The sequence below is a fragment of the Streptomyces sp. AM 4-1-1 genome (assembly GCF_029167625.1).
GTDB lineage: Bacteria > Actinomycetota > Actinomycetes > Streptomycetales > Streptomycetaceae > Streptomyces.
On record NZ_CP119145.1, the window covers coordinates 5,545,940 to 5,566,359 of the forward strand.

The 20,420-nt window shown below is 69.9% G+C and carries 15 protein-coding genes and 5 tRNA genes; 16 read left to right on the forward strand and 4 right to left on the reverse strand.

Going from position 1 to position 20,420, the window contains the following annotated elements:
* Position 1: 1 nt before the first annotated feature.
* A complete protein-coding gene (locus PZB75_RS23590) occupies positions 2–3,841 on the reverse strand; it encodes a sensor histidine kinase (protein WP_275537294.1) in 3,840 nt (1,279 codons plus the stop codon).
* Positions 3,842–4,427: 586 nt separating this feature from the next.
* On the opposite strand from PZB75_RS23590, the gene PZB75_RS23595 reads away from it, so the two are divergent.
* From PZB75_RS23595 to PZB75_RS23650, 12 genes are all read left to right on the forward strand, one after another.
* The gene (locus PZB75_RS23595) at positions 4,428–4,622 is read left to right on the forward strand and encodes a hypothetical protein (RefSeq protein ID WP_275537295.1); all 195 of its coding nucleotides are present in this window, start codon (positions 4,428–4,430) and stop codon (positions 4,620–4,622) included.
* Between the two features lie 183 nt (positions 4,623–4,805).
* Positions 4,806–5,591: a fumarylacetoacetate hydrolase family protein gene (locus tag PZB75_RS23600; RefSeq protein ID WP_275537296.1), complete on the forward strand. Its 786-nt coding sequence runs from the start codon at positions 4,806–4,808 to the stop codon at positions 5,589–5,591.
* A complete protein-coding gene (gene gltX / locus PZB75_RS23605) occupies positions 5,584–7,062 on the forward strand; it encodes a glutamate--tRNA ligase (RefSeq protein ID WP_275537297.1) in 1,479 nt (492 codons plus the stop codon). The genes PZB75_RS23600 and gltX overlap by 8 nt, the downstream gene beginning before the upstream one ends.
* Before the next feature lie 192 nt (positions 7,063–7,254).
* Entirely contained in the window at positions 7,255–8,775 is a 1,521-nt protein-coding gene (locus PZB75_RS23610) for a class I SAM-dependent DNA methyltransferase (RefSeq protein ID WP_275537298.1), read from the forward strand.
* Positions 8,772–9,962: a restriction endonuclease subunit S gene (locus PZB75_RS23615; protein ID WP_275537299.1), complete on the forward strand. Its 1,191-nt coding sequence runs from the start codon at positions 8,772–8,774 to the stop codon at positions 9,960–9,962. The genes PZB75_RS23610 and PZB75_RS23615 overlap by 4 nt, the downstream gene beginning before the upstream one ends.
* 75 nt (positions 9,963–10,037) lie before the next feature.
* Positions 10,038–13,610: a DEAD/DEAH box helicase family protein gene (locus PZB75_RS23620; protein WP_275537300.1), complete on the forward strand. Its 3,573-nt coding sequence runs from the start codon at positions 10,038–10,040 to the stop codon at positions 13,608–13,610.
* Between the two features lie 153 nt (positions 13,611–13,763).
* On the forward strand, positions 13,764–14,483 hold the full coding sequence (locus PZB75_RS23625; RefSeq protein ID WP_275537301.1) for an HAD family hydrolase: 720 nt from the start codon (positions 13,764–13,766) through the stop codon (positions 14,481–14,483).
* A gap of 86 nt (positions 14,484–14,569) precedes the next feature.
* Positions 14,570–14,641: transfer RNA gene (locus PZB75_RS23630), tRNA-Gln, on the forward strand.
* 17 nt (positions 14,642–14,658) lie between these two features.
* Positions 14,659–14,731, forward strand: a tRNA-Glu gene (locus PZB75_RS23635).
* Between the two features lie 61 nt (positions 14,732–14,792).
* Positions 14,793–14,865 (forward strand) — tRNA-Glu (locus PZB75_RS23640).
* A 12-nt stretch (positions 14,866–14,877) separates the two neighbouring features.
* Positions 14,878–14,949: transfer RNA gene (locus PZB75_RS23645), tRNA-Gln, on the forward strand.
* 17 nt (positions 14,950–14,966) lie between these two features.
* Positions 14,967–15,042 (forward strand) — tRNA-Glu (locus PZB75_RS23650).
* 195 nt (positions 15,043–15,237) lie between these two features.
* Here the strand turns inward: PZB75_RS23650 and ndgR are convergent.
* A complete protein-coding gene (ndgR, locus tag PZB75_RS23655) occupies positions 15,238–15,954 on the reverse strand; it encodes an IclR family transcriptional regulator NdgR (protein ID WP_024490257.1) in 717 nt (238 codons plus the stop codon).
* A 172-nt stretch (positions 15,955–16,126) separates the two neighbouring features.
* Here ndgR and leuC point away from each other — a divergent pair, with 172 nt between their 5' ends.
* The 4 genes from leuC to PZB75_RS23675 all read left to right on the forward strand — a co-directional run bounded on the left by leuC (position 16,127) and on the right by PZB75_RS23675 (position 19,303).
* Positions 16,127–17,551 (forward strand): 3-isopropylmalate dehydratase large subunit, encoded by a 1,425-nt coding sequence (leuC, locus tag PZB75_RS23660; protein ID WP_275537302.1) that lies wholly within the window; start codon positions 16,127–16,129, stop codon positions 17,549–17,551.
* Between the two features lie 5 nt (positions 17,552–17,556).
* Positions 17,557–18,150 (forward strand): 3-isopropylmalate dehydratase small subunit, encoded by a 594-nt coding sequence (gene leuD, locus PZB75_RS23665; RefSeq protein ID WP_275537303.1) that lies wholly within the window; start codon positions 17,557–17,559, stop codon positions 18,148–18,150.
* A 104-nt stretch (positions 18,151–18,254) separates the two neighbouring features.
* A complete protein-coding gene (locus PZB75_RS23670; RefSeq protein WP_275537304.1) occupies positions 18,255–18,482 on the forward strand; it encodes a hypothetical protein in 228 nt (75 codons plus the stop codon).
* Between the two features lie 143 nt (positions 18,483–18,625).
* Positions 18,626–19,303 carry an HU family DNA-binding protein gene (locus PZB75_RS23675; RefSeq protein ID WP_275537305.1) on the forward strand — a complete coding sequence of 226 codons (678 nt, stop codon included), beginning with the start codon at positions 18,626–18,628 and terminating at the stop codon, positions 19,301–19,303.
* A 166-nt stretch (positions 19,304–19,469) separates the two neighbouring features.
* Here the strand turns inward: PZB75_RS23675 and PZB75_RS23680 are convergent, their stop codons facing one another.
* Together PZB75_RS23680 and cofC are read right to left on the reverse strand one after the other, a co-directional pair.
* Complete coding sequence (locus PZB75_RS23680) at positions 19,470–19,673, reverse strand: hypothetical protein (RefSeq protein WP_275537306.1); 204 nt, start codon at positions 19,671–19,673, stop codon at positions 19,470–19,472.
* Positions 19,674–19,683: 10 nt separating this feature from the next.
* Positions 19,684–20,310, reverse strand: a complete 627-nt coding sequence (gene cofC, locus PZB75_RS23685; RefSeq protein ID WP_275537307.1) for a 2-phospho-L-lactate guanylyltransferase — start codon at positions 20,308–20,310, stop codon at positions 19,684–19,686.
* Positions 20,311–20,420: the final 110 nt, after the last annotated feature.

Consider the following 20,420-nt stretch of genomic DNA (forward strand, 5'->3'; position numbering starts at 1 on the left):
ACTAACGCTCCTGCTGGTGAGTGGGGCCGATCGGGAAACTGCCGGTCGACGGGCCGTTGTTGGCCTGGCGCCCCTGCTGGATGCCCCGGCGGAGATTGGTCAGCCGTCCGCGCACGTCATCGGGCGCACGCGAGACCTGGGGACCTGACTGATGGTTCTGCTGCTGAGCGGTGCCCGGTACCAGGTTGGCACGCGGCACCCGGCGCGGCAGGCCCGAGGTGGTGACCCCGCCCGCCGCGGGCTTCTTGACCCGTTCCGCCTGCCGTACGAGTTCGTCGTTCGGCGAGGCGCGCCAGGAACTGCTACTGCCGGTGTCGCCCGCCGGACGCCGCGGCGCGGCGGGAGCGGAGGACTCGGCAGAGTACTGGGGGGCGGCCGGAGCCTGCTGCTCCGGCTCGGCGGCCTGCGGCTGGACGCCCTGGTGCGGTCCGTGGAACCAGTTCGTCTCCAGGGTGTCGTACAGCGGTGTACGACCGTCGCCGGGACCCGCCGGGGGCAGCTCCTCCTGCTGGTGCGGCTGCCGCACCGGGATGGGCAGCTGCTGCGACTCGTCGGCCGGGCGCACGGGCAGACGGTCCTGGCGGGCCCGGTGGTCCTCGGGGCCCTGGCCGTGCGGGCGCGGTGCGGGCAGTCCCTGGTGCTGCGGGGGCTGGTGCCCGAAGTCCGGGCGGGCGAACTGCGAGGTGCTCGCGGGGTCCTGCTGCGGAGCCTGCGGCTGCGCCGAGAAGTCCAGGCGCGGGAACTGCGCCGTGCCGGCCGGGTCCTGCTGCGGCGCGGCGTGGTGGCCCTGCTGGACCTGCGGCACCTGCGGGATCTGCTGGGTCTGCGGTGCGGAGAAGTCGGGACGGGCGAACTCCGCCGTGGCGGCGGGGTTCTGGCGGTCGTCCACCGGCCCACGGGAGTTCAGCGGGTTCATCGGCCGGTCGAACTGGCCGGTGGACCCGTGCTCGTCGTGACCACGCGGCGCGTCGTCGAGCGGTGCGCGCCGGGGAGCGCCCGGCTGCTCCTGGGCGCCCCAGCCGGGGGCCTGCGCGCGCTGCGGCTGCGGGTTGCCGCCGGGCAGCTCGGCGCGCGGGCCGCCGGGGGGCGGCAGCCGGTGGCCGGGGTCACCGGTCTGCTGGAAGCCGTCCTGGCCGCCCTGCCCGTGCTGTCCCTGCTGCTGCGGGGCCTGCTGCGGCGGCCGGTTCTGCTGGATCTGCGGGCGCTGGCCGAACAGACCGGGCTGACCCGAGTCCGTACGGCCGGAGCCGTCGCCCCGGCCCTGACCACCACGGGCACCGAGCCGGGCGCCGCCGCCGAAGGCACCGGCGAGACCGCCGCCCTGACGCGGCGGTTCCGGGCGCTCCGGACGCGGGGCGTCGGGCACACCGGAATCCTGCTGGGGCCTGCGGGGGCCGCCGTCGCGCGCCGGGAGCGCGGCTCGCGGACCGGAGCCCGCGCCGACCTGCCCGCGCTGCGCGCCGCCGCCCGCGGGGAGCCGTCCGCCCGGAGCGGCCGGGCCGCCACCGAGGCCGGGACGCGAGCCGTTGCCCGCTCCCGTGGCCGGACCGCCGGCGAGCAGACCGCCGGGGGCGCCGCCCTGCTGCTGTCCGAGGCCCTGCTTCGAGGGCGGCTGCTTGCCGCCCTGCGCGACATCGACGGGGAGCATGACCAGCGCGGTCGTACCACCGGAGTCGGACGGCCGCAGCTGGATGCGGATGCCGTGGCGCAGCGACAGCCGGCCGACCACGAACAGACCCATGCGGCGGGAGACCGAGACGTCCACGGTGGGCGGCGAGGCCAGTCGCTCGTTGATCGCGGCCAGGTCCTCGGGGGAGAGACCGATACCGGTGTCGTGGATCTCGACGAGCACCCGCCCGTCGGGCAGCGCGTGACCGGTGACCCGCACCTTCGTCTGCGGCGAGGAGAACGACGTGGCGTTCTCCAGCAGCTCGGCGAGCAGGTGCACGAGGTCGTTGACGACGCGGCCCGCGACCTCGGTGGCGGGCACCGCGGCCAGTTCGATGCGCTCGTACTGTTCCACCTCGGAGGCGGCGGCGCGGAGCACGTCGACCAGCGGCACCGGACGGGTCCAGCGGCGGCCGGGCTCCTCGCCCGCGAGGACGAGGAGGTTCTCGCCGTTGCGGCGCATACGGGTCGCGAGGTGGTCGAGCTTGAAGAGCGAGGACAGCTGGTCCGGGTCGGCCTCGCGGGACTCCAGTTCGGAGATGAGCGAGAGCTGGCGCTGGATCAGGCCCTGGCTGCGGCGCGAGAGGTTGGTGAACATCGCGTTGACGTTGCCTCGCAGCAGCGCCTGCTCGGCGGCGAGCCGGACGGCCTCGCGGTGCACGTCGTCGAAGGCCGCGGCGACCTGGCCGATCTCGTCCCGGGAGTGCACACCGACGGACTCGACCGAGGTGTCGACGTCCTGCGGGTCGGACTCGGAGAGCTGCTTGACGAGCTCGGGCAGCCGGTCCTGGGCGACCCGGGTCGCGGTGTCCTGGAGGCGCCGCAGCGAGCGGATCATGGACCGGGCGACGACGAAGGCGCCGACCAGCGAGACCCCGAGGACCAGCACGATCAGCGCACCGTTGATGATGGCCTCGCGCTGGGACTCCTCGCGCAGTTCCCGGGCCTTGGCCTCCATGTCGCTGAGGAGCGTCTCCTCGATGGTCTCCATGGTCTTGATCTTGGTCGAGCTCTGCTCGTACCAGTCGAGGTACGTACGCTGCGGCCCGGACAGGTCGTTCGTGGTGTCGAGCACCCGCTTGGCGTAGGTGTCGGCGGACTTGATCTCGGGGTTGCCGTTCTCCAGCGGAGCGGTCAGCTCGTCGGCGCTGTGCCCGGTGTTCTCGTAGATCGCGGCGAACGAGTTGCGGGCCAGGCTCTCCTTGCGCAGCGCGGCGCGGCCGAACTGCTGGTCGTTCTTGTTGAGGTGGGGCGCGCCGGTACGGCTGCCGGGCAGCGCGGCGGCGATGATCGCGCGCTGGATCGACGCGTACTCCTTGGCGGAGGAGAAGGCCGCCAGGGCGCGGGTCCGCTTGATCATCTCCGGGTTGCTGGTCGCCTGCGCCATGTCCTGCGACAGGCTGAGCAGCGAGGTGATCAGCTGGCTGTACGCGTCGACGGTCTGGAGGCTCGGCTGGTTGCCCGCGTACGCGTCCTTGCGGATGTCGCGGATCTGGCCGAGCTGGGTGGCGATCTGGTTGACGCTGGAGTGGATGCCCTCCAGCGCCTCGTCCCCGTCGGTGTCGCCGATCTCGTTGGTCGCCTCGAAGAAGGCGTTCTTCGCGTCGTCCGTCTTCTTCCGGGGCGCGGTGACCTTGTAGTCGGTGGCCTTGGTGCCGTTGGACAGCGGACCGGCCGACTGGTCACGCTCGACCTGGAGGGCCTGCGCGAGCGCGGTCGCCTGCTTGGTCATGCGGGTGAGCAGCTGCATGTGCTCCAGCTGCTGCATGTCCTGCATGGACTCGTTGATGCGGAAACCGCCCAGGGTGGTCGCCGCGACCACGGGGAGGGCGAGCAGGGAGACCAGACGGGTGCTGATGCGCCAGTTGCGCAGGGCGAGACGCGAACCGGTGTCCACAGGGCCCCGGGACCGGCCGGCCGCGGCCGGGTCGGCGGCGGTCCTGGGCTGCGGACCGGACTGCGGGGCGCGGTCGCCGCCGTTGTTCGTGGCGGCTCCCTGGCGCTGAGCGCGGTCGCCGGTGTCACCGGCCGGGGCCGGTCCGGGATTCTGGGCGTGCTGGGGCGAGGAACCGCGGTCGTTCCCGCCGCGCGGCTCCTGTTCCGCCGGAGCTTCCCCTCGGCCCTGGCGGGCCTGGGGAGACCCAGCGCCATCCCTCTTGAAACGTCCCTGCACTAGCGTCGCAACCTCTGGACCAGGCGTCCCTCCGCCTGGGCGGGCGGGACGGTGTCGGCGTCTTGGGGCGCTCGACGCGCCCCGCGGTGGTCGTGAGTGACCGGCGTACTTCCCCCTATCCGCCGCCACTCGGCTCGGCGCTGCGTTGCGCCCCTACGCGCCGGTCTGTCGAGAACCCGCGGCGGTGCGTGGAATTCCAGCACAGTGCCGGATCTCCAACAAGGCCCATGTACCGGGCTGTGACCTGGGTGACGCCTTGTGATGAAAGTGTGACAAGCCGTGGATAATCTTCACGGGCAAAGCGGACGATTGCGCGGTATTCGCTCAGTGGTGCGAGGTGTCCCAGTCGACATGATCAGGAGAGGAATGGGATGATTTCGTGACTGGTGAGAGGTATGCCCGACAGGATCAGCTGTCCGAAATAGGGCAATTGCTACTCACTTGGTGAGCAAACTCACATGATGATCGCCGCACCTTCCCGGGCGGCTGGGGGAATTGGATGTTTAGCCTGGCGCTTTACAGGGATGGCGAATCCGACAAGCGGCCCCCTCGGGGACTGCCCACAACGACGAGGTCCGAACCGCAGATGAAGACGACGATGACGTTCCGCAACACGGCCAACCCGCGGCGCACGACGCTGGCGCACCTCAAGGACGCCGAAGCGCTCCGGACGCCCGAGCGGCCGGAGCACGCCGTCGAACTGCCCACCCGGACGGCGAACCCCCGCCGCACCGTCCTGATGGACGCCCCCGCCGCGGCAGCCCCCTCCGCCACGGTCTGACACCTGGGACGGCGCTTCCCGCACCCGGGCCGAGGACGCCCCGGAAGACCGCTGAACAGCCCCGATCCCCGCGTCCCCGAACGCCCCGACACCCCGCCGCGGAATCCGGCCGAGGTGGCCGGGGCGTTAGCCTGGAACGGTTCAGTTTCCGGCAAGCAACGAAGTGAGGGGCGACAGCATCCCGTGCGCATCGCCAGGTTCTCCATCGACGGCAATGTCGCCTTCGGCGCGGTCGAGGGTGACGCGGCCGCCGGTCCCGGTGGTCTCGTCCTCGACATCATCAAGGGCATCCCGTACGCCGACTTCGAGCTCTCCGGCACCAAGGTCGCGCTGAGCAAGGTCCGGCTGCTGCCGCCCGTGCTCCCCAACAAGGTCGTGGCCATCGGCCGCAACTACGCGGAGCACGCCGCCGAACTCGGCAACGAGATCCCCGAGGTCCCGGTCGCCTTCTTCAAACCGACCACCTCGGTCATCGGGTCGGGCGACGCCATCGTGTACCCCTCCTTCTCGAACGAAGTGCACCACGAGGCCGAACTGGCCGTGGTCATCGGCCGCATGTGCCGCGAAGTGCCGCGCGAGCGGGTCAAGGACGTCATCTTCGGCTACACCTGCGCCAACGACGTCACCGCCCGCGACGCCCAGAAGCGTGAGAAGCAGTGGGCCAGGGCCAAGGGGTTCGACACCTCCTGCCCGCTCGGCCCCTGGGTGGAGACCGACCTCGACCCCAGCGACCTCGCCGTCCAGGCCACGGTCAACGGCGAGCAACGCCAACTGGGCCGTACGAGCGACATGCTCCGCTCCATCGAGGATCTGGTCGTCCACATCACGGAGGCCATGACACTGCTCCCGGGCGACGTGATCCTCACCGGCACGCCCGCGGGGGTCGGACCCCTGCATGTCGGCGACGAGGTCGCCGTCACCATCGAAGGCATCGGCACTCTCACCAACAAGGTGATCAAGCGTGGTTAATGACGCGAACGTCCGCGTACGTTTCTGTCCCTCCCCGACCGGCAACCCCCATGTGGGCCTGGTCCGCACCGCCCTCTTCAACTGGGCCTTCGCCCGGCACAACGGCGGCACCCTGGTCTTCCGCATCGAGGACACCGACGCGGCCCGTGACTCCGAGGAGTCCTACGACCAGCTGCTCGACTCGATGCGCTGGCTCGGGTTCGACTGGGACGAGGGCCCCGAGACCGGCGGCCCGCACGCCCCGTACCGCCAGTCGCAGCGCATGGACATCTACCGGGACGTCGCGGACAAGCTCCTCGCGGCCGGCCACGCGTACCACTGCTACTGCACCACCGAGGAGCTGGACGCCCGCCGCGACGCCGCCCGCGCGGCGGGGAGGCCGTCGGGGTACGACGGTCACTGCCGCGCCCTCACCGCCGAGCAGGTCCGCGCGTACGAGGCCGAGGGCCGGACGTCCATCGTCCGCTTCCGGATGCCCGACGGCCCGCTCACCTTCACCGACCTGGTCCGCGGCGAGCTGACCTTCCAGCCGGAGAACGTGCCGGACTACGGGATCGTCCGGGCCAACGGCGCCCCGCTCTACACGCTGGTCAACCCGGTCGACGACGCGCTGATGGAGATCACCCACGTCCTGCGCGGCGAGGACCTGCTCTCCTCCACCCCGCGCCAGCTCGCCCTGTACAAGGCGCTGGCCGAGATCGGTGTCGGCAACGGCACCACCCCGCACTTCGGCCACCTGCCGTACGTCATGGGCGAGGGCAACAAGAAGCTCTCCAAGCGCGACCCGCAGGCGTCGCTCAACCTCTACCGCGAGCGCGGCTTCCTCCCCGAGGGCCTGCTCAACTACCTGTCCCTGCTCGGCTGGTCGATCGCCGAGGACCGCGACATCTTCACGGTCGAGGAACTGGTCGCGGCGTTCGACATCGAGGACGTCAACGCCAACCCGGCCCGCTTCGACCTGAAGAAGTGCGAGCACATCAACGCCGAGCACATCCGCAGGCTCGACGTGAAGGCGTTCACCGAGGCGTGCGGCCCCTGGCTCCGCGCCCCGTACGCCCCCTGGACCCCGGAGTCCTTCGACGCGGAACGGTTCGCGGAGATCGCCCCCTACGCGCAGACCCGGGTCACCGTCCTCTCGGACATCACGGCCAACGTCGACTTCCTCTTCCTCGACGAGCCCGTGACGGACGAGACCTCCTGGGCCAAGGCGATGAAGGAGGGCTCCGACGCCCTTCTCGTCACGGCCCGCGCCAAGCTGGCCGACGCCGAGTGGAACGCCGACGCCCTGAAGAACGCGATCCTCGCCGCGGGCGAGGAGCACGGCCTGAAGCTCGGCAAGGCCCAGGCCCCGGTCCGCGTGGCCGTCACCGGCCGCACGATCGGCCTGCCGCTCTTCGAGTCCCTGGAGATCCTGGGCCGGGAGAAGACCCTGAACCGCGTCGACGCGGCCCTGGCCAAGCTGACCGCGTAACGCCCGCACGCACACAGGCCGGAGGCCGGGAGTCCCCCAGCGGGGTCCCGGCCTCCGGCCGTTCACGGCGTCGGTGCTCACGGCCGGCCGGGCCCGGAACGTCGTGACCCGCCGCGGCCGGAAGCGGTCCGCCGCGGCCGGAAGCGGTCCGCCGGGACCCGGAGTGTCAGAGGGCGGAAGTAAGCTCACCGGGTGATTACCGGTGAGCTGAAGAGCAAGGTGGGACGTGTCTGGGACGCGTTCTGGTCGGGGGGCATCTCCAATCCGCTGGAGGTGATGGAGCAGATCACATCGCTGCTCTTCGTCAAGCGGCTGGACGAGCTCCAGACGCGCAAGGACAACAGGGCGACGCACACGAAGAAGCCCGACCCCGACCCGTTCTTCACCGACGGCCAGCAGGATCTGCGCTGGAAGAACTTCAAGGTCAAAGACCCGGAGATCATGTTCCGGATCGTCTCGGAGGGCGTCTTCCCGTATCTGCGACGCATGGGCGGCGACGATTCGACGTACGCGCACCACATGCGGGACGCCCGGTTCACGATCCCGAGTCCCAACCTCCTCGCGAAGGTCGTCGACCTGCTGGACGACATCTCCATGGGGTCCAGTGACACCAAGGGCGACATCTACGAATACCTGCTCGCCAAGATCGCCTCGGCCGGCCAGAACGGCCAGTTCCGCACCCCCCGCCACATCATCGACCTGATGGTCGAGATGACACAGCCCCGACCGGGCGACGAGGTCTGTGACCCGGCGTGCGGCACCGCGGGCTTCCTGGTGCAGACCGCTTCGTACGTCAAGCGTGAGCACGGAGAGGCACTGCTCGGCGCGGAGCAGGTCAGGCACTTCAACGAGTCGATGTTCCACGGCTTCGACTTCGATTCCACGATGCTGCGCATCGGGTCCATGAACATGCTGCTGCACGGCGTCGAGAACCCGGACATCCGGCACCGTGACTCGCTCGCCGAGTCCGCGAGCGACGACGCGGAGAAGTACTCCCTGATCCTCGCGAACCCGCCGTTCGCGGGCAGCCTGGACTACGAGTCCACGGCCGCGGACCTGCTTCGTGTCGTGCGGACGAGGAAGACGGAGCTGCTGTTCCTGGCTCTCTTCCTCCGGCTCCTCAAGCCCGGTGGCAGAGCGGCGGTCATCGTGCCCGACGGTGTGCTGTTCGGCGCGTCGAAGGCCCACCGGGAGATGCGCCGCATGCTGGTCGAGGACCAGAAGCTCGACGCGGTCGTCAAACTCCCCAGCGGCGTGTTCAAGCCGTACGCCGGGGTCTCGACCGCGATTCTCTTCTTCACCCGGACCGACAGCGGCGGTACGGACCACGTCTGGTTCTACGACGTCCAGGCGGACGGCCAGAGCCTCGACGACAAGCGCGTCCCGCTCCTGACGGAGGACCGCCTGGGCGTACGCCCGGTGGGCGACCCGCTGACGGAGGAGGAGCGGGTCAGGAACAACCTCCCCGACGTCCTCGCCCGCTGGTTCGAGCGCGACGGCACGGAGCGTGTCCGTGCCCGCACCGAGCAGAGTTTCTGCGTTCCCAGGGCCGACATCGAGGCCAAGGACTACGCCCTGAGCATCAACCGCTACAAGGAGTCCGTCCACAAGGAGATCACGGCCCGGGCACCGCTGGAGATCCTCGCCGACCTGGAGCGGCTGGACACGGAGATCGCCCAGGGGACGGCCGAGCTGAGGGGGATGCTGCGGTGAACCCTCCCGCGGTGGTGCGACTCGGCGACCATGTGTCATTCCTGTCCGGGTTCGCCTTCAAGTCCAGTTTCTTCAACACGGACGGCGACGGGCTTCCCGTCGTGCGCATCCGCGATGTCAAGAGCGGCCGTTCGTCCACGTTCTACAGCGGCGACTACGACCCCGACTTCATCGTCTGCGACGGTGACCAGCTCATCGGGATGGACGGGGAGTTCTCCCTGGCGCCCTGGCGCGGCGGCAAGGCCCTGCTGAACCAGCGGGTGTGCAAGATCGTCAACACGTCCGACCTGCTCGACACGGGGTACCTGGTCGGATTCCTGCCCGCGGTCCTCAAGGAGATCGAGGACGCGACCCCGTACGCCACGGTGAAACACCTCTCCGTGAAGACGTTGCGCGAGATCGAGGTGCCGCTCCCCCCGCTCGCCGAACAGCGCCGCGTCGCCGCTGTCCTGGACCGGGTCGACGCTCTCCGGACCGGGCGGCGAGAGGCGATCGCACTGCTCGACGACCTCGCCCGGTCGGTCTTCCTCGACATGTTCGGCGACCCCCTGGCGAACCCCCGGGGCTGGGACCGTTCGAAGATGAAGGAGTTCCTGCTCCGCGTCGACAGCGGGAAGAGCCCGAAGTGCCTGGACCGTCCGGCCGGCCCGGGGGAGTGGGGCGTCCTGAAGCTGGGCGCCGTCACGCGCTGTGTGTTCGTCCCCGGCGAGAACAAGGCGCTGCCGAGCGGGTCCGTCCCGGACACCCGGCACGAGGTGGCGGCGGGGGACCTGCTCCTCAGCCGGAAGAACACGCCGGACCTGGTCGCCGCGTGCGCCTACGTCCGCTCGACCCCCGAGCGGTTGCTGATGCCCGACCTCGTCTTCCGGCTGGTCGTCGCCGACGGCGCTCCGGTGAACAAGGTGTACCTCCACGGCCTGCTCACCTTCCCCCCCAAGCGCAGAAGGCTTCAGGAGCTGGCGTCGGGAAGCGCCGCCTCCATGCTGAACATCTCCAAGGCCAAACTCCTGGAGTTCGAGTGCGAGATTCCGCCGATCGGCCTCCAGGAGGAATTCGCCCGGCGGATCGAAGCCATCGAGGCGTGCAAGGTGACCCACCGGGCCCAACTCGCCGCCCTCGACGAGCTCTTCGCCTCCCTCCGGCACCGCGCCTTCTCCGGCCGGCTGTGGGACCGGGAAGCCGCATAGACCGAAGGAACGACGGCCCGTGCGCCGTCAGCACACCGCGTTACGCACCACAGGGGAGAGGAGCGCCGTACCGCCATGGGCAGCGACAAGCAGGGCGTGCCGGATGACCGGAACAACCAGGGGGCCGAGGAGCGGCGAGGCGGGAGGACGGCGTCGGCCGTCGGCCGGCCGCCGGGCAACTTCGCCTTCCTGAGGGCCGAGTGGCCCGCTCTCCACGCCGAGGCCGCACACGCCGAGCGGCTTGTGTACGCCGATCCCCGCGCCGCCTGTTTCTACGCGCGCCGCGTCCTGGAGCAGGCCGCCCACTGGATGTACGACAAGGACCCGTCCCTCAGGGCCCCGCACAAGACGGACCTCGCGGCCATGCTGCACGAGCCGACCTTCCGGACGCTCGTCGGCCCGGCCGTGAACGCCAAGATGGACATCATCCGGCGCCAGGGCAACCACGCCGTGCACAAGCCCGCGCCCGCCACCCCGCAGATGGCGGTGGTCAGCGTCCGCGAGCTGTTCCACTCGCTCTACTGGTTCGCCCGTACCTACGCCCGGCAGGTCCAGGACCTTCCCGCCGCGGGCATGGACTTCGACACAGGCGTCATCCCGCGCCCGCTCTCGCCCGAGGCACGCCTCAGGAAACAGGCCGAGCTCAAGGCGGAGGAGGAAGCCGACAGACGCCGCTACAAGCAGCAGGCCGAGGAACTGGCCGCCGAACGCGAGCGCAACGAGGACCAGGCCCGGCAGATCGCCGAACTGCGCGCCCGGATCGCCGCCGCCAAGACCGTCAACCAGGCCGTCCGCGACACCCACGACTACGACGAGGCGGCCACCCGCGACGCCTTCGTCGATCTCCTGCTCAAGGAAGCCGGCTGGGACGGCCTGCGACCCGGAACCGACACCGAGTACCCGGTCACGGGCATGCCCACCAAGACGGGCAAGGGATACGTCGACTACGTGCTGTGGGGCGACGACGGCAGGCCCCTCGCCGTCGTCGAGGCCAAACGGACCCGGCGGGACGCCCGTGAGGGCCAGCAGCAGGCGAGGCTCTACGCCGACGCGCTCGCCGCGCGGTTCGACGGCCACCGTCCGGTGATCTTCTACACCAACGGTTACGAGACGTACCTCTGGGACGACGGCCTGGGCCACCCCCCGCGCACGGTCCAGGGCTTCCTCACCCAGGACCAGCTGCGCTGGCGCATCATGCAGCGCGCCGGCCGCAAGTCCCTCTCCACGACCCCGGTCAACGAGAAGATCGCCGGACGCCCCTACCAGCTCCGGGCCGTCCGCCGGGTCGGCGACGCCTTCGAGCGGGACAAGCAGCGCCAGGCCCTGCTCGTCATGGCGACCGGCACCGGCAAGACCCGCACCACCGTGGCGCTCGTCGACCAGCTCAAGAAGGCCGGCTGGGCCCAGCGCGTACTCTTCCTCGCCGACCGCCAGGCACTCGTCAACCAGACGGTCAAGGCGTTCAAGGAGCACCTTCCGAACACTCCGGTGGCCAGCCTCCTCGACGACAAGGAAGCCTCCGCGCACGTCTTCGTCTCCACGTACCAGACGATGATGCGGCAGATCGACGCCACCGACGCGACCGGACGCCGCCGCTTCGGCCCCGGCTACTTCGACCTGATCGTCATCGACGAGGCGCACCGGTCGGTCTACGACAAGTACGCCGAGATCTTCCGGTACTTCGACTCGCTGCTCCTCGGTCTCACCGCCACGCCCAAGGACGAGATCGACCGCAACACCTACCGGCTCTTCCAGCTGGAGGACGGTGTGCCCACCGACTCGTACGGGCTGGACGAGGCGGTGGAGGACGGTTACCTGGTGCCGGCGAAGCCGGTCAAGGTGCCGTTGCGGTTCATGGAACGCGGCATCCGCTACGACGACCTCTCCGAGGAGGAGAAGGCCGAGTGGGACGCCAAGGAGTGGTCCGAGGACGGTGACGTCCCCGACGCGGTCAGCCGCCACGAGATGAACAAGTTCCTGTTCAACGCGGACACCGTGGACAAGATGCTGCAAGTCCTGATGACACACGGCGATCGGGTCGAGGGCGGTGACCGGATCGGCAAGACGATCGTCTTCGCCAAGAACAACGACCACGCCCGCTTCATCGAGGAGCGGTTCAACGCGAACTACCCGCGGGGCGCGGGGCACACGGCCCGGGTCATCACGTACAAGGAGACCTACGCCCAGTCCCTGATCGAGAAGTTCTCCGACCCGGCGGACCGGCCGGACATAGCCATCTCCGTCGACATGCTCGACACCGGCGTCGACGTACCCGAAGTGGTCAACCTCGTCTTCGCCAAGCCGGTGTTCTCCAAGACCAAGTTCTGGCAGATGATCGGCCGCGGCACCCGTCTTCGCCCGCGGCTCTACGGGCCGGACGACACCAACCCCGCGCACGCCAAGCGGAACTTCCGGGTCTTCGACTTCTGCGGGAACATCGACTTCTTCAACAGCGGCCTCGCGCCCGTCGAAGGCCGCCGGGCCGTCTCCCTGAGCGAGAGGCTGCTCCGGCGCCAACTCGACCTCGTACGCGCGCTCGACCGGCGCGAGCAGCCGGACCCGGCCCGCGACGGGGGAGCGGACGCGGCCGGCACCGAGGCGGAAGTGCGCTGGTCCACGGCGCACCGCCTCCACCGGACGGTGGCCGGCATGAACCGGGACAACTTCCTGGTCCGCCCGCATCGCCGGGAGGCCGGTCTCTACGCCGACTTCGCCAACTGGCACCGGATCGACGATGACGCGGACGCGGCGATCCGCGGACATCTGCTTGCGCTGCCGAGCGAGTTCCACCCCGACGAGAAGGAGAACGGCGAGGAGGCCAAGCGCTTCGACCTGATGGCGTACGGCCTTCAGCTCGCCGCGCTCGAAGGCGGCAGGGAGTACGCGAAGCTGCGGGGCGGGGTCCAGGAGATCGCGGGCGACCTGCTCGGCAAGACGAACATCCCGGCGGTCGCCGCTCAGGCGGCCCTGCTGGAGGCCGTCTCCGGCGACGACTGGTGGCAGGACGCCACCCTGCCGATGCTGGAACAGATGCGCCGCGCACTGCGCGTCCTGGTGAGGCTCACGGACGACAAGGCCAAGCGGAAGGTCGTCTTCACGGACTTCGAGGACGAGCTGGGCGAGATGACCGAGGCGGAGATCCGGGGCGTCCCGGTCGGCACCGACGAGCAGCGCTTCCGGCAGAAGGCCCGTGTCCACCTCCTGCGGCACGAGGACCAGCCGGCCGTTCGCAAGCTGCGGCACAACGAGCAGATCACTCAGGAGGACCTCGCCGCCCTGGAGGAGGACTTCCTGGCCGAGGCGGTGGCGTCCCCGGACGATCTCGACGAGGTCCGGGCGGCCGCCGGTGGCCTGGGAGTGTTCGTGCGCTCGGTCTGCGGGATCGACCGGGACGCGGCCCGGGGGGCGTTCGCGGAGTTCATCGCCGCGAGGCGGCTGAGTGCCGCGCAGCTGGATTTCGTCGATCTCATCATTCAGGTGGTGGCGAAGAGGGGGAACGTGGAGATCGGTGACCTCTACGAGGGGCCCTTCACCGACCGTGCCTCCGGAGGGCCGGGGGACCTGTTCGAGGAGGAGGCCATCGACGGCCTGATCACCGTCTTCCAGCAGCTCCGGACCCACGCGCTTGCGCTGACACCCGCCGGATGACCGGTCCCCTCCGTCGCCGCCGTCGCCATGGAGGGGACCAGCAGCGGCGACGACGCCCCGTGCCCATGACGGCGACGGCGTGTGGGACAGGGGGCGTCGGACAGCGTCGGACACCCTGGGAGGGCTATGCCCACGAAGGGTAGATTCGTGGGCATGGTTATCCGTGCCGTCCTCTGGGACGTCGACGACACGCTCTTCGACTACACCTCGGCCGCCGCCACCGGGCTGAGCCGGCACATCGAGGCCGAGGGACTGCCCGATGGTTACGGTTCGGTCCAGGAGGCCGCCGCGGCCTGGGAGATGATCACCAGACGGCAGTGGGAGCGGTTCGCCGCGAGGGAGACGGACTGGCTCGGGCAGCGCCGGGACCGGGCGCGGGACTTCCTCGGGCGGCCGCTCACCGACGACGAGGCCGACGACTGGTTCGCGCGCCATGTCGGGCACTTCGAGTCGGCCTGGGCGCTCTTCCCGGACGCCGTCCCGGTGCTCGACGCGCTGGCGGACGGTTTCCGGCACGCGGTTCTGTCGAATTCGTCGCTCCACCACCAGGAGCGCAAGCTCAGTGTGCTCGGGGTGCGGGACCGGTTCGAGACGGTGCTGTGCGCGGCCGAACTGGGCCTGTCCAAGCCTGAGGCCGGTGCCTTCCACGCGGCCTGCGAGGCGCTGGCGCTCGATCCGCACGAGGTCGTGTACGTGGGGAACGAGCCGGACATCGACGCGGGCGGCGCCGTGGCCGCCGGACTCACCGGGATCTGGCTGGACCGCGGACGGCTCGGCGGACGGCCCGAACTGGCCCGTATCACGGGCCTGGACCAGCTCCCCGGCCTGCTGGCGGGTCATACCCGTTTTGGAGCGCCGGACACCTTCGGGTAATGTTCTTCCTGCGCCGCCCGGGCGGGCCGAAAGATCCGGCCGGGAAGCGCAAGCCGGACGAGAACCCTCCAGGGTTTGAGTTTTGGTGGGCTATGGTGTAATTGGCAGCACGAGGGTTTCTGGTTCCCTTAGTCTAGGTTCGAGTCCTGGTAGCCCAGCGCAAGATGTAGTACACGCCCCCGTTGTGTAGCGGCCTAGCACGCTGCCCTCTCACGGCAGTAGCGCCGGTTCGAATCCGGTCGGGGGTACAGATCCTTTCCGCGTGATCACCTGGGTCGCACCCTTTGATCATGATGCAGGATCGCTAGGGCCCCCGTTGTGTAGCGGCCTAGCACGCTGCCCTCTCACGGCAGTAGCGCCGGTTCGAATCCGGTCGGGGGTACTTGTACGACCATGGGCTATGGTGTAATTGGCAACACAACGGTTTCTGGTACCGTTATTCTAGGTTCGAGTCCTGGTAGCCCAGCGCAAGATGTAGTACACGCCCCCGTTGTGTAGCGGCCTAGCACGCTGCCCTCTCACGGCAGTAGCGCCGGTTCGAATCCGGTCGGGGGTACCACACGTAAGAGGCCCTTCACTTCGGTGAGGGGCTTTTTCGCTTCTGTGCGCGGGGAGTTCGCACATCCGGGGTGCTTTCGTCGGCCGGGGCCGGGCGCCGTCGCGGGCTGGTGGGAGGGGGCCGCCACGACATTGGGGCGGCCCTCCGGGATGACGGAGGGAGGAGCGCGTACGTGTCAGGGGAAGCGCGTACGGGTCAGCCGGTGCGGCGCAGTGCCTCGCTCAGCCGCGCGGCCGAGTCGATGATCGCCTGGGCGTGCATCCGGCCCGGGTGACGGGTCAGCCGCTCGATCGGCCCCGAGACGGAGACCGCCGCCACCACCCGGTTCGAGGGGCCCCGCACCGGAGCGGACACCGAGGCGACGCCCGGTTCCCGCTCGCCGATCGACTGGGCCCAGCCCCTGCGGCGTACGCCCGAGAGCGCCGTCGCCGTGAACCGGGCGCCCTGGAGGCCCCGGTGCAGCCGCTCCGGCTCCTCCCAGGCCATCAGGATCTGGGCCGAGGAACCGGCCTTCATGGTGAGGGTCGAGCCGACCGGCACGGTGTCCCGGAGACCGGAGAGACGTTCGGCGGCGGCCACACAGATCCGCATGTCACCCTGGCGGCGATAGAGCTGGGCGCTCTCGCCGGTGATGTCGCGCAGATGCGTGAGCACGGGGCCCGCCGTCGCCAGCAGCCGGTCCTCGCCGGCCGCCGCCGCGAGCTCCGACAGCCTGGGGCCGAGAATGAACCGGCCCTGCATGTCCCTCGCCACCATCCGGTGGTGTTCCAGTGCCACGGCCAGCCGATGGGCCGTGGGTCGTGCGAGCCCGGTCGCCGCGACCAGCCCGGCGAGGGTGGCCGGACCGGACTCCAGAGCGCTCAATACCAGAGCCGCCTTGTCGAGAACGCCGACGCCGCTAGAGTTGTCCATGCAACGATACTCGCGTCTCACTCTGTGAAACGCAAGTTCAATTTTCCCGGGAAGTTGCCAACCTGTACGGGCGGCCGCACAACGGCCCGCAGCCACCGGCCCGTACGGGGCCGTACGGCGGCGCACCGAATCTCTAGTTGGGCCGGCGAAGAAGCCGGCCGGAGGGAAAGCGATGGGTAGGACACTCGCGGAAAAGGTCTGGGACGACCACGTCGTCCGGCGCGCGGAGGGCGAGCCCGACCTTCTCTTCATCGATCTGCACCTGCTGCACGAGGTGACCAGCCCGCAGGCCTTCGACGGTCTGCGTCAGGCGGGCAGGCCGGTGCGGCGCCTCGATCTCACCATCGCGACCGAGGACCACAACACCCCGACCCTCGACATCGACAAGCCGATCGCCGACCCGGTCTCCCGCGTCCAGTTGGAGACCCTGCGCAAGAACTGCGCGGACTTCGGCGTCCGGCTGCACCCGCTGGGCGATGTCGAGCAGGGTGTCGTACACGTGGTGGGCCCGCAGCTGGGACTGACCCAGCCCGGCACCACCGTGGTCTGCGGCGACTCCCACACCTCCACGCACGGCGCCTTCGGCGCGCTGGCGTTCGGCATCGGCACCAGCCAGGTCGAGCACGTCCTGGCCACCCAGACGCTGCCGATGGCCCGCCCGAAGACCATGGCCATCACGGTCGACGGCGAACTGCCCGCGGACGTCACCGCGAAGGACCTGATCCTCGCCGTCATCACGAAGATCGGTACCGGCGGCGGCCAGGGATACATCCTGGAGTACCGCGGCTCGGCCATCGAGAAGCTGTCGATGGAAGCCCGGATGACCATCTGCAACATGTCGATCGAGGCCGGTGCGCGCGCGGGCATGATCGCCCCCGACCGCACCACGTTCGACTACCTCAAGGGCCGCGACCACGCCCCCGAGGGCGCCGACTGGGACGCGGCGGTCGCCTACTGGGAGACGCTGCGCACCGACGACGACGCCGTCTTCGACGCCGAGGTCTTCATCAAGGCCGAGGAGCTGGCCCCGTTCGTCACCTGGGGCACCAACCCCGGCCAGGGAGCCCCGCTCTCCGCGAACGTCCCCGACCCGTCCTCGTACGAGGACGCCTCGGAGCGCTTCGCCGCCGAAAAGGCCCTGGAGTACATGGGGTTGACCGCCGGGCAGCCGCTGCGCGACATCCGGGTCGACACCGTCTTCGTGGGCTCCTGCACCAACGGCCGCATCGAGGACCTGCGCAACGCCGCGGCCATCCTGGACGGCCGCAAAGTCGCCGACGGTGTACGGATGCTGGTCGTCCCCGGTTCGGTGCGGGTCGCGCTCCAGGCCGTCGAGGAGGGCCTGGACAAGGTCTTCACCGCCGCCGGGGCCGAATGGCGCCACGCGGGCTGCTCGATGTGTCTCGGCATGAACCCCGACCAGCTCGCCCCCGGCGAGCGCTCCGCCTCCACCTCGAACCGCAACTTCGAGGGCCGGCAGGGCAAGGGCGGCCGGACCCACCTGGTCTCGCCGCAGGTCGCCGCGGCCACCGCGGTGCTGGGCCATCTGGCCGCGCCCGCCGACCTGTCCGACGTCCGTACCCCCGCGGGAGTCTGAGAACCATGGAAGCATTCACCACGCACACCGGCCGGGCCGTCCCGCTGCGCCGCAGCAACGTCGACACCGACCAGATCATCCCCGCGCACTGGCTGAAGAAGGTCACCCGCGACGGCTTCGAGGACGGGCTCTTCGAGGCCTGGCGCAAGGACGCCGACTTCGTCCTCAACCGCCCCGCCCACCAGGGCGCGACGGTCCTGGTGGCGGGCCCCGACTTCGGCACCGGTTCGTCCCGTGAGCACGCCGTGTGGGCCCTCCAGAACTTCGGCTTCAAGGCGGTCGTCTCCTCCCGGTTCGCCGACATCTTCCGGGGCAACTCGCTGAAGAACGGCCTGCTCACGGTGGTGCTCGACCAGCAGGTCGTCGACGCGCTCTGGGCCCTGACCGAGGCCGATCCCACCGCCGAGATCACCGTGGACCTGGAGGGCCGCCAGGTCCGTGCCGAGGGCATCACCGCCGACTTCGAACTCGACGAGAACGCCCGCTGGCGGCTGCTGAACGGGCTCGACGACATCAGCCTCACGCTGCAGAACGAGCCGGACATCGCGGCCTACGAGGCGGCGAGGCCCAGCCACAAGCCACGTACAATTAACGCCTGAGTAGAGCGTTTACAGGACTGCGCCCTCTGCCATCTGGTAGGGGGCGCAGTCGCTTGTTGAGACCCCGTCGGGCGACAACTCGCCCCAGATGGCACAATCGGTGCATGGAACGCGACAGCCAACTCAAGCTCTACGGGGCAGTCGCCGACCAATTGAAGGAAGCGCACACAAGAGTGCGCGCACTGCAAGTCCCGGAGGGCGTAAGGATGGCGCTGTCCCGGAAGCTGCTGATCATCACGGCGGCGGCCAAACACGATCTCTCTGGCGCGGCAAGGCGCCTGGACCGGTTGATGAAGGACCTCGATGAGGGCCGATTCCCCGAGGGTGACTGACTGGGCGGAACTCCGCATCGGTCGACTTCGTTGCGGCACTAGGGTGATTAGCCCGTTTCGTGTTTGATTTGCGGTATATATCTGCCTAACGTGCGAAAAAGCTTGAACACTTTCGTTCTGGCAATGTCTCCGAAGGGGAAGACGTGAACAAGGCGCAGCTCGTAGAAGCGATTGCCGACAAGGTCGGCGGCCGCCAGCAGGCAGCGGACGCTGTCGACGCGGTACTCGACGCCATCGTCCGTGCAGTTGTCGCGGGGGACCGGGTTTCGGTCACCGGCTTCGGCTCGTTCGAGAAGGTCGACCGTCCGGCCCGGTACGCCCGCAACCCGCAGACGGGTGAGCGGGTACGGGTCAAGAAGACCTCGGTGCCCCGCTTCCGCGCGGGACAGGGGTTCAAGGACCTGGTGAGCGGCTCGAAGAAGCTCCCCAAGAACGACGTGGCGGTGAAGAAGGCGCCCAAGGGCAGCCTGTCGGGCGGGTCTTCCACCCGTACGACGGCCAAGGCGGCGGCGAAGAAGGCGACCGCGAAGAAGGCCACCGCGCGCAAGACCACGGCGGCGGCGGCGGCGAAGAAGGCCGCCACGCCCGCGAAGAAGACCACGGCGACCACGGCCAGGAAGACGGCGGCCAAGAAGACCGGCGCGCCGGCCAAGAAGACCACAGCCGCCGCGAAGAAGACCGCTCCGGCGAAGACGGCGGCGAAGAAGACGGTCGCGGCGAAGACCGCGCCCGCCACGAAGGCGACGGCGAAGAAGGCGCCCGCGAAGAAGACCACGGCGCGCACGACCACGGCCAAGAAGGCCACTGCACGGAAGAAGTGAGCGCCGCGGGGTTACTCATACGCGCCGGGCCGGGTTCCCCTCGGGGAGCCCGGCCCGCGGGCTGTCCGGGGCCGGGCCGGCGGTGTCACACCGCCCGGAGAGCCGGGAAGGACCAGGAGAGCCGGAAGGAGCGGGAAGACCGGAAGGACCGGGAAGTTCAGGAGGTTCAGAAGGTCTGGAGCGTCACCAGGGTGATCCGGCGGGCCGCCCCGTCGCCGGTGACCTCGATCCGTACCCGCTGTCCCGGCCGCAACAGCCGCAGACCGCCCGCGTCGAAGGCCGGGGCGTCGAAGTCCACCGGGGTGCCGTCGTCGAGCAGCACACTGCCGGTGCGGGTGTCGGAGTCGTACGTGTACGCGGTCGCCTGCATGGCCGGAATCCTATCGGTCCACGGCACGCGTCCTCGCGGCCCAGCGGTCCGCCGTGTGCGGGCCCACGCCCAGGACCAGCGCGGCCCGCAGATCGTCGCCGGTGTCCACGTCCTGGCGTACCGAATCGAGACCGGGAAGCGTGTTCTCCACGGCTCCGGACGACAGATGCCGGGCCCTGGAAGGCCCGCCGAAAGCCGGGCACAATTCCACGCCCGCGGCGGCGGACAGAAATGTCGTACCGATTCCCGCGGCATCGGTGACAAATGTTCGGGGAAATCGCACGGAAAAATCGAGGACCCGTGCCAATTCCCCGGGACGCAGCGCGGGCAGATCCGCGTTGAGCGCGGCAACCGGCGCGCCCGGCCAGGCGGCCCGCGCCGCCCGCCCACCGTGCGTGAGCGCGGCGTTGAGTCCTCCGGCCGGTCCGTCCGCCACGATCCGCGCCCCCAGCGCCGAGAGCGCGGCACCGGCCGCCGCGTCGTCCGTGACGACCACCACATCCCGTACGGCCGGGCAGGACAGCGCCGCGCCCACGGTGTCCTGCGCGAACGCCAGCGCGAGCCCCGGCCGCAGCGCGTCGCCCACGGCCCGCCCCAGGCGGCTCTTGGCCCGCGCGAGGGGCTTCAGCGGAACCACCAGGGACCAGTGGCCGCTCGGGTCGGTGTGCGTGTCGGTGTTCGTGGCGATCTTCCCTTCGTACGCTTCGTACGCGTCGCGTCACATTCTCACCCGCCGGACGCGACAAC

Bases quoted from the DNA above. Each gene is read 5' to 3' on its own strand.
- PZB75_RS23670 (WP_275537304.1), top strand. From the start codon at position 18,255: ATGGAACGCGACAGCCAACTCAAGCTCTACGGGGCAGTCGCCGACCAA.
- PZB75_RS23680 (WP_275537306.1), bottom strand. From the start codon at position 19,673: ATGCAGGCGACCGCGTACACGTACGACTCCGACACCCGCACCGGCAGT.
- leuC (WP_275537302.1), top strand. From the start codon at position 16,127: ATGGGTAGGACACTCGCGGAAAAGGTCTGGGACGACCACGTCGTCCGG.
- ndgR (WP_024490257.1), bottom strand. From the start codon at position 15,954: ATGGACAACTCTAGCGGCGTCGGCGTTCTCGACAAGGCGGCTCTGGTA.
- PZB75_RS23620 (WP_275537300.1), top strand. From the start codon at position 10,038: ATGGGCAGCGACAAGCAGGGCGTGCCGGATGACCGGAACAACCAGGGG.
- PZB75_RS23625 (WP_275537301.1), top strand. From the start codon at position 13,764: ATGGTTATCCGTGCCGTCCTCTGGGACGTCGACGACACGCTCTTCGAC.
- leuD (WP_275537303.1), top strand. From the start codon at position 17,557: ATGGAAGCATTCACCACGCACACCGGCCGGGCCGTCCCGCTGCGCCGC.
- PZB75_RS23595 (WP_275537295.1), top strand. From the start codon at position 4,428: ATGAAGACGACGATGACGTTCCGCAACACGGCCAACCCGCGGCGCACG.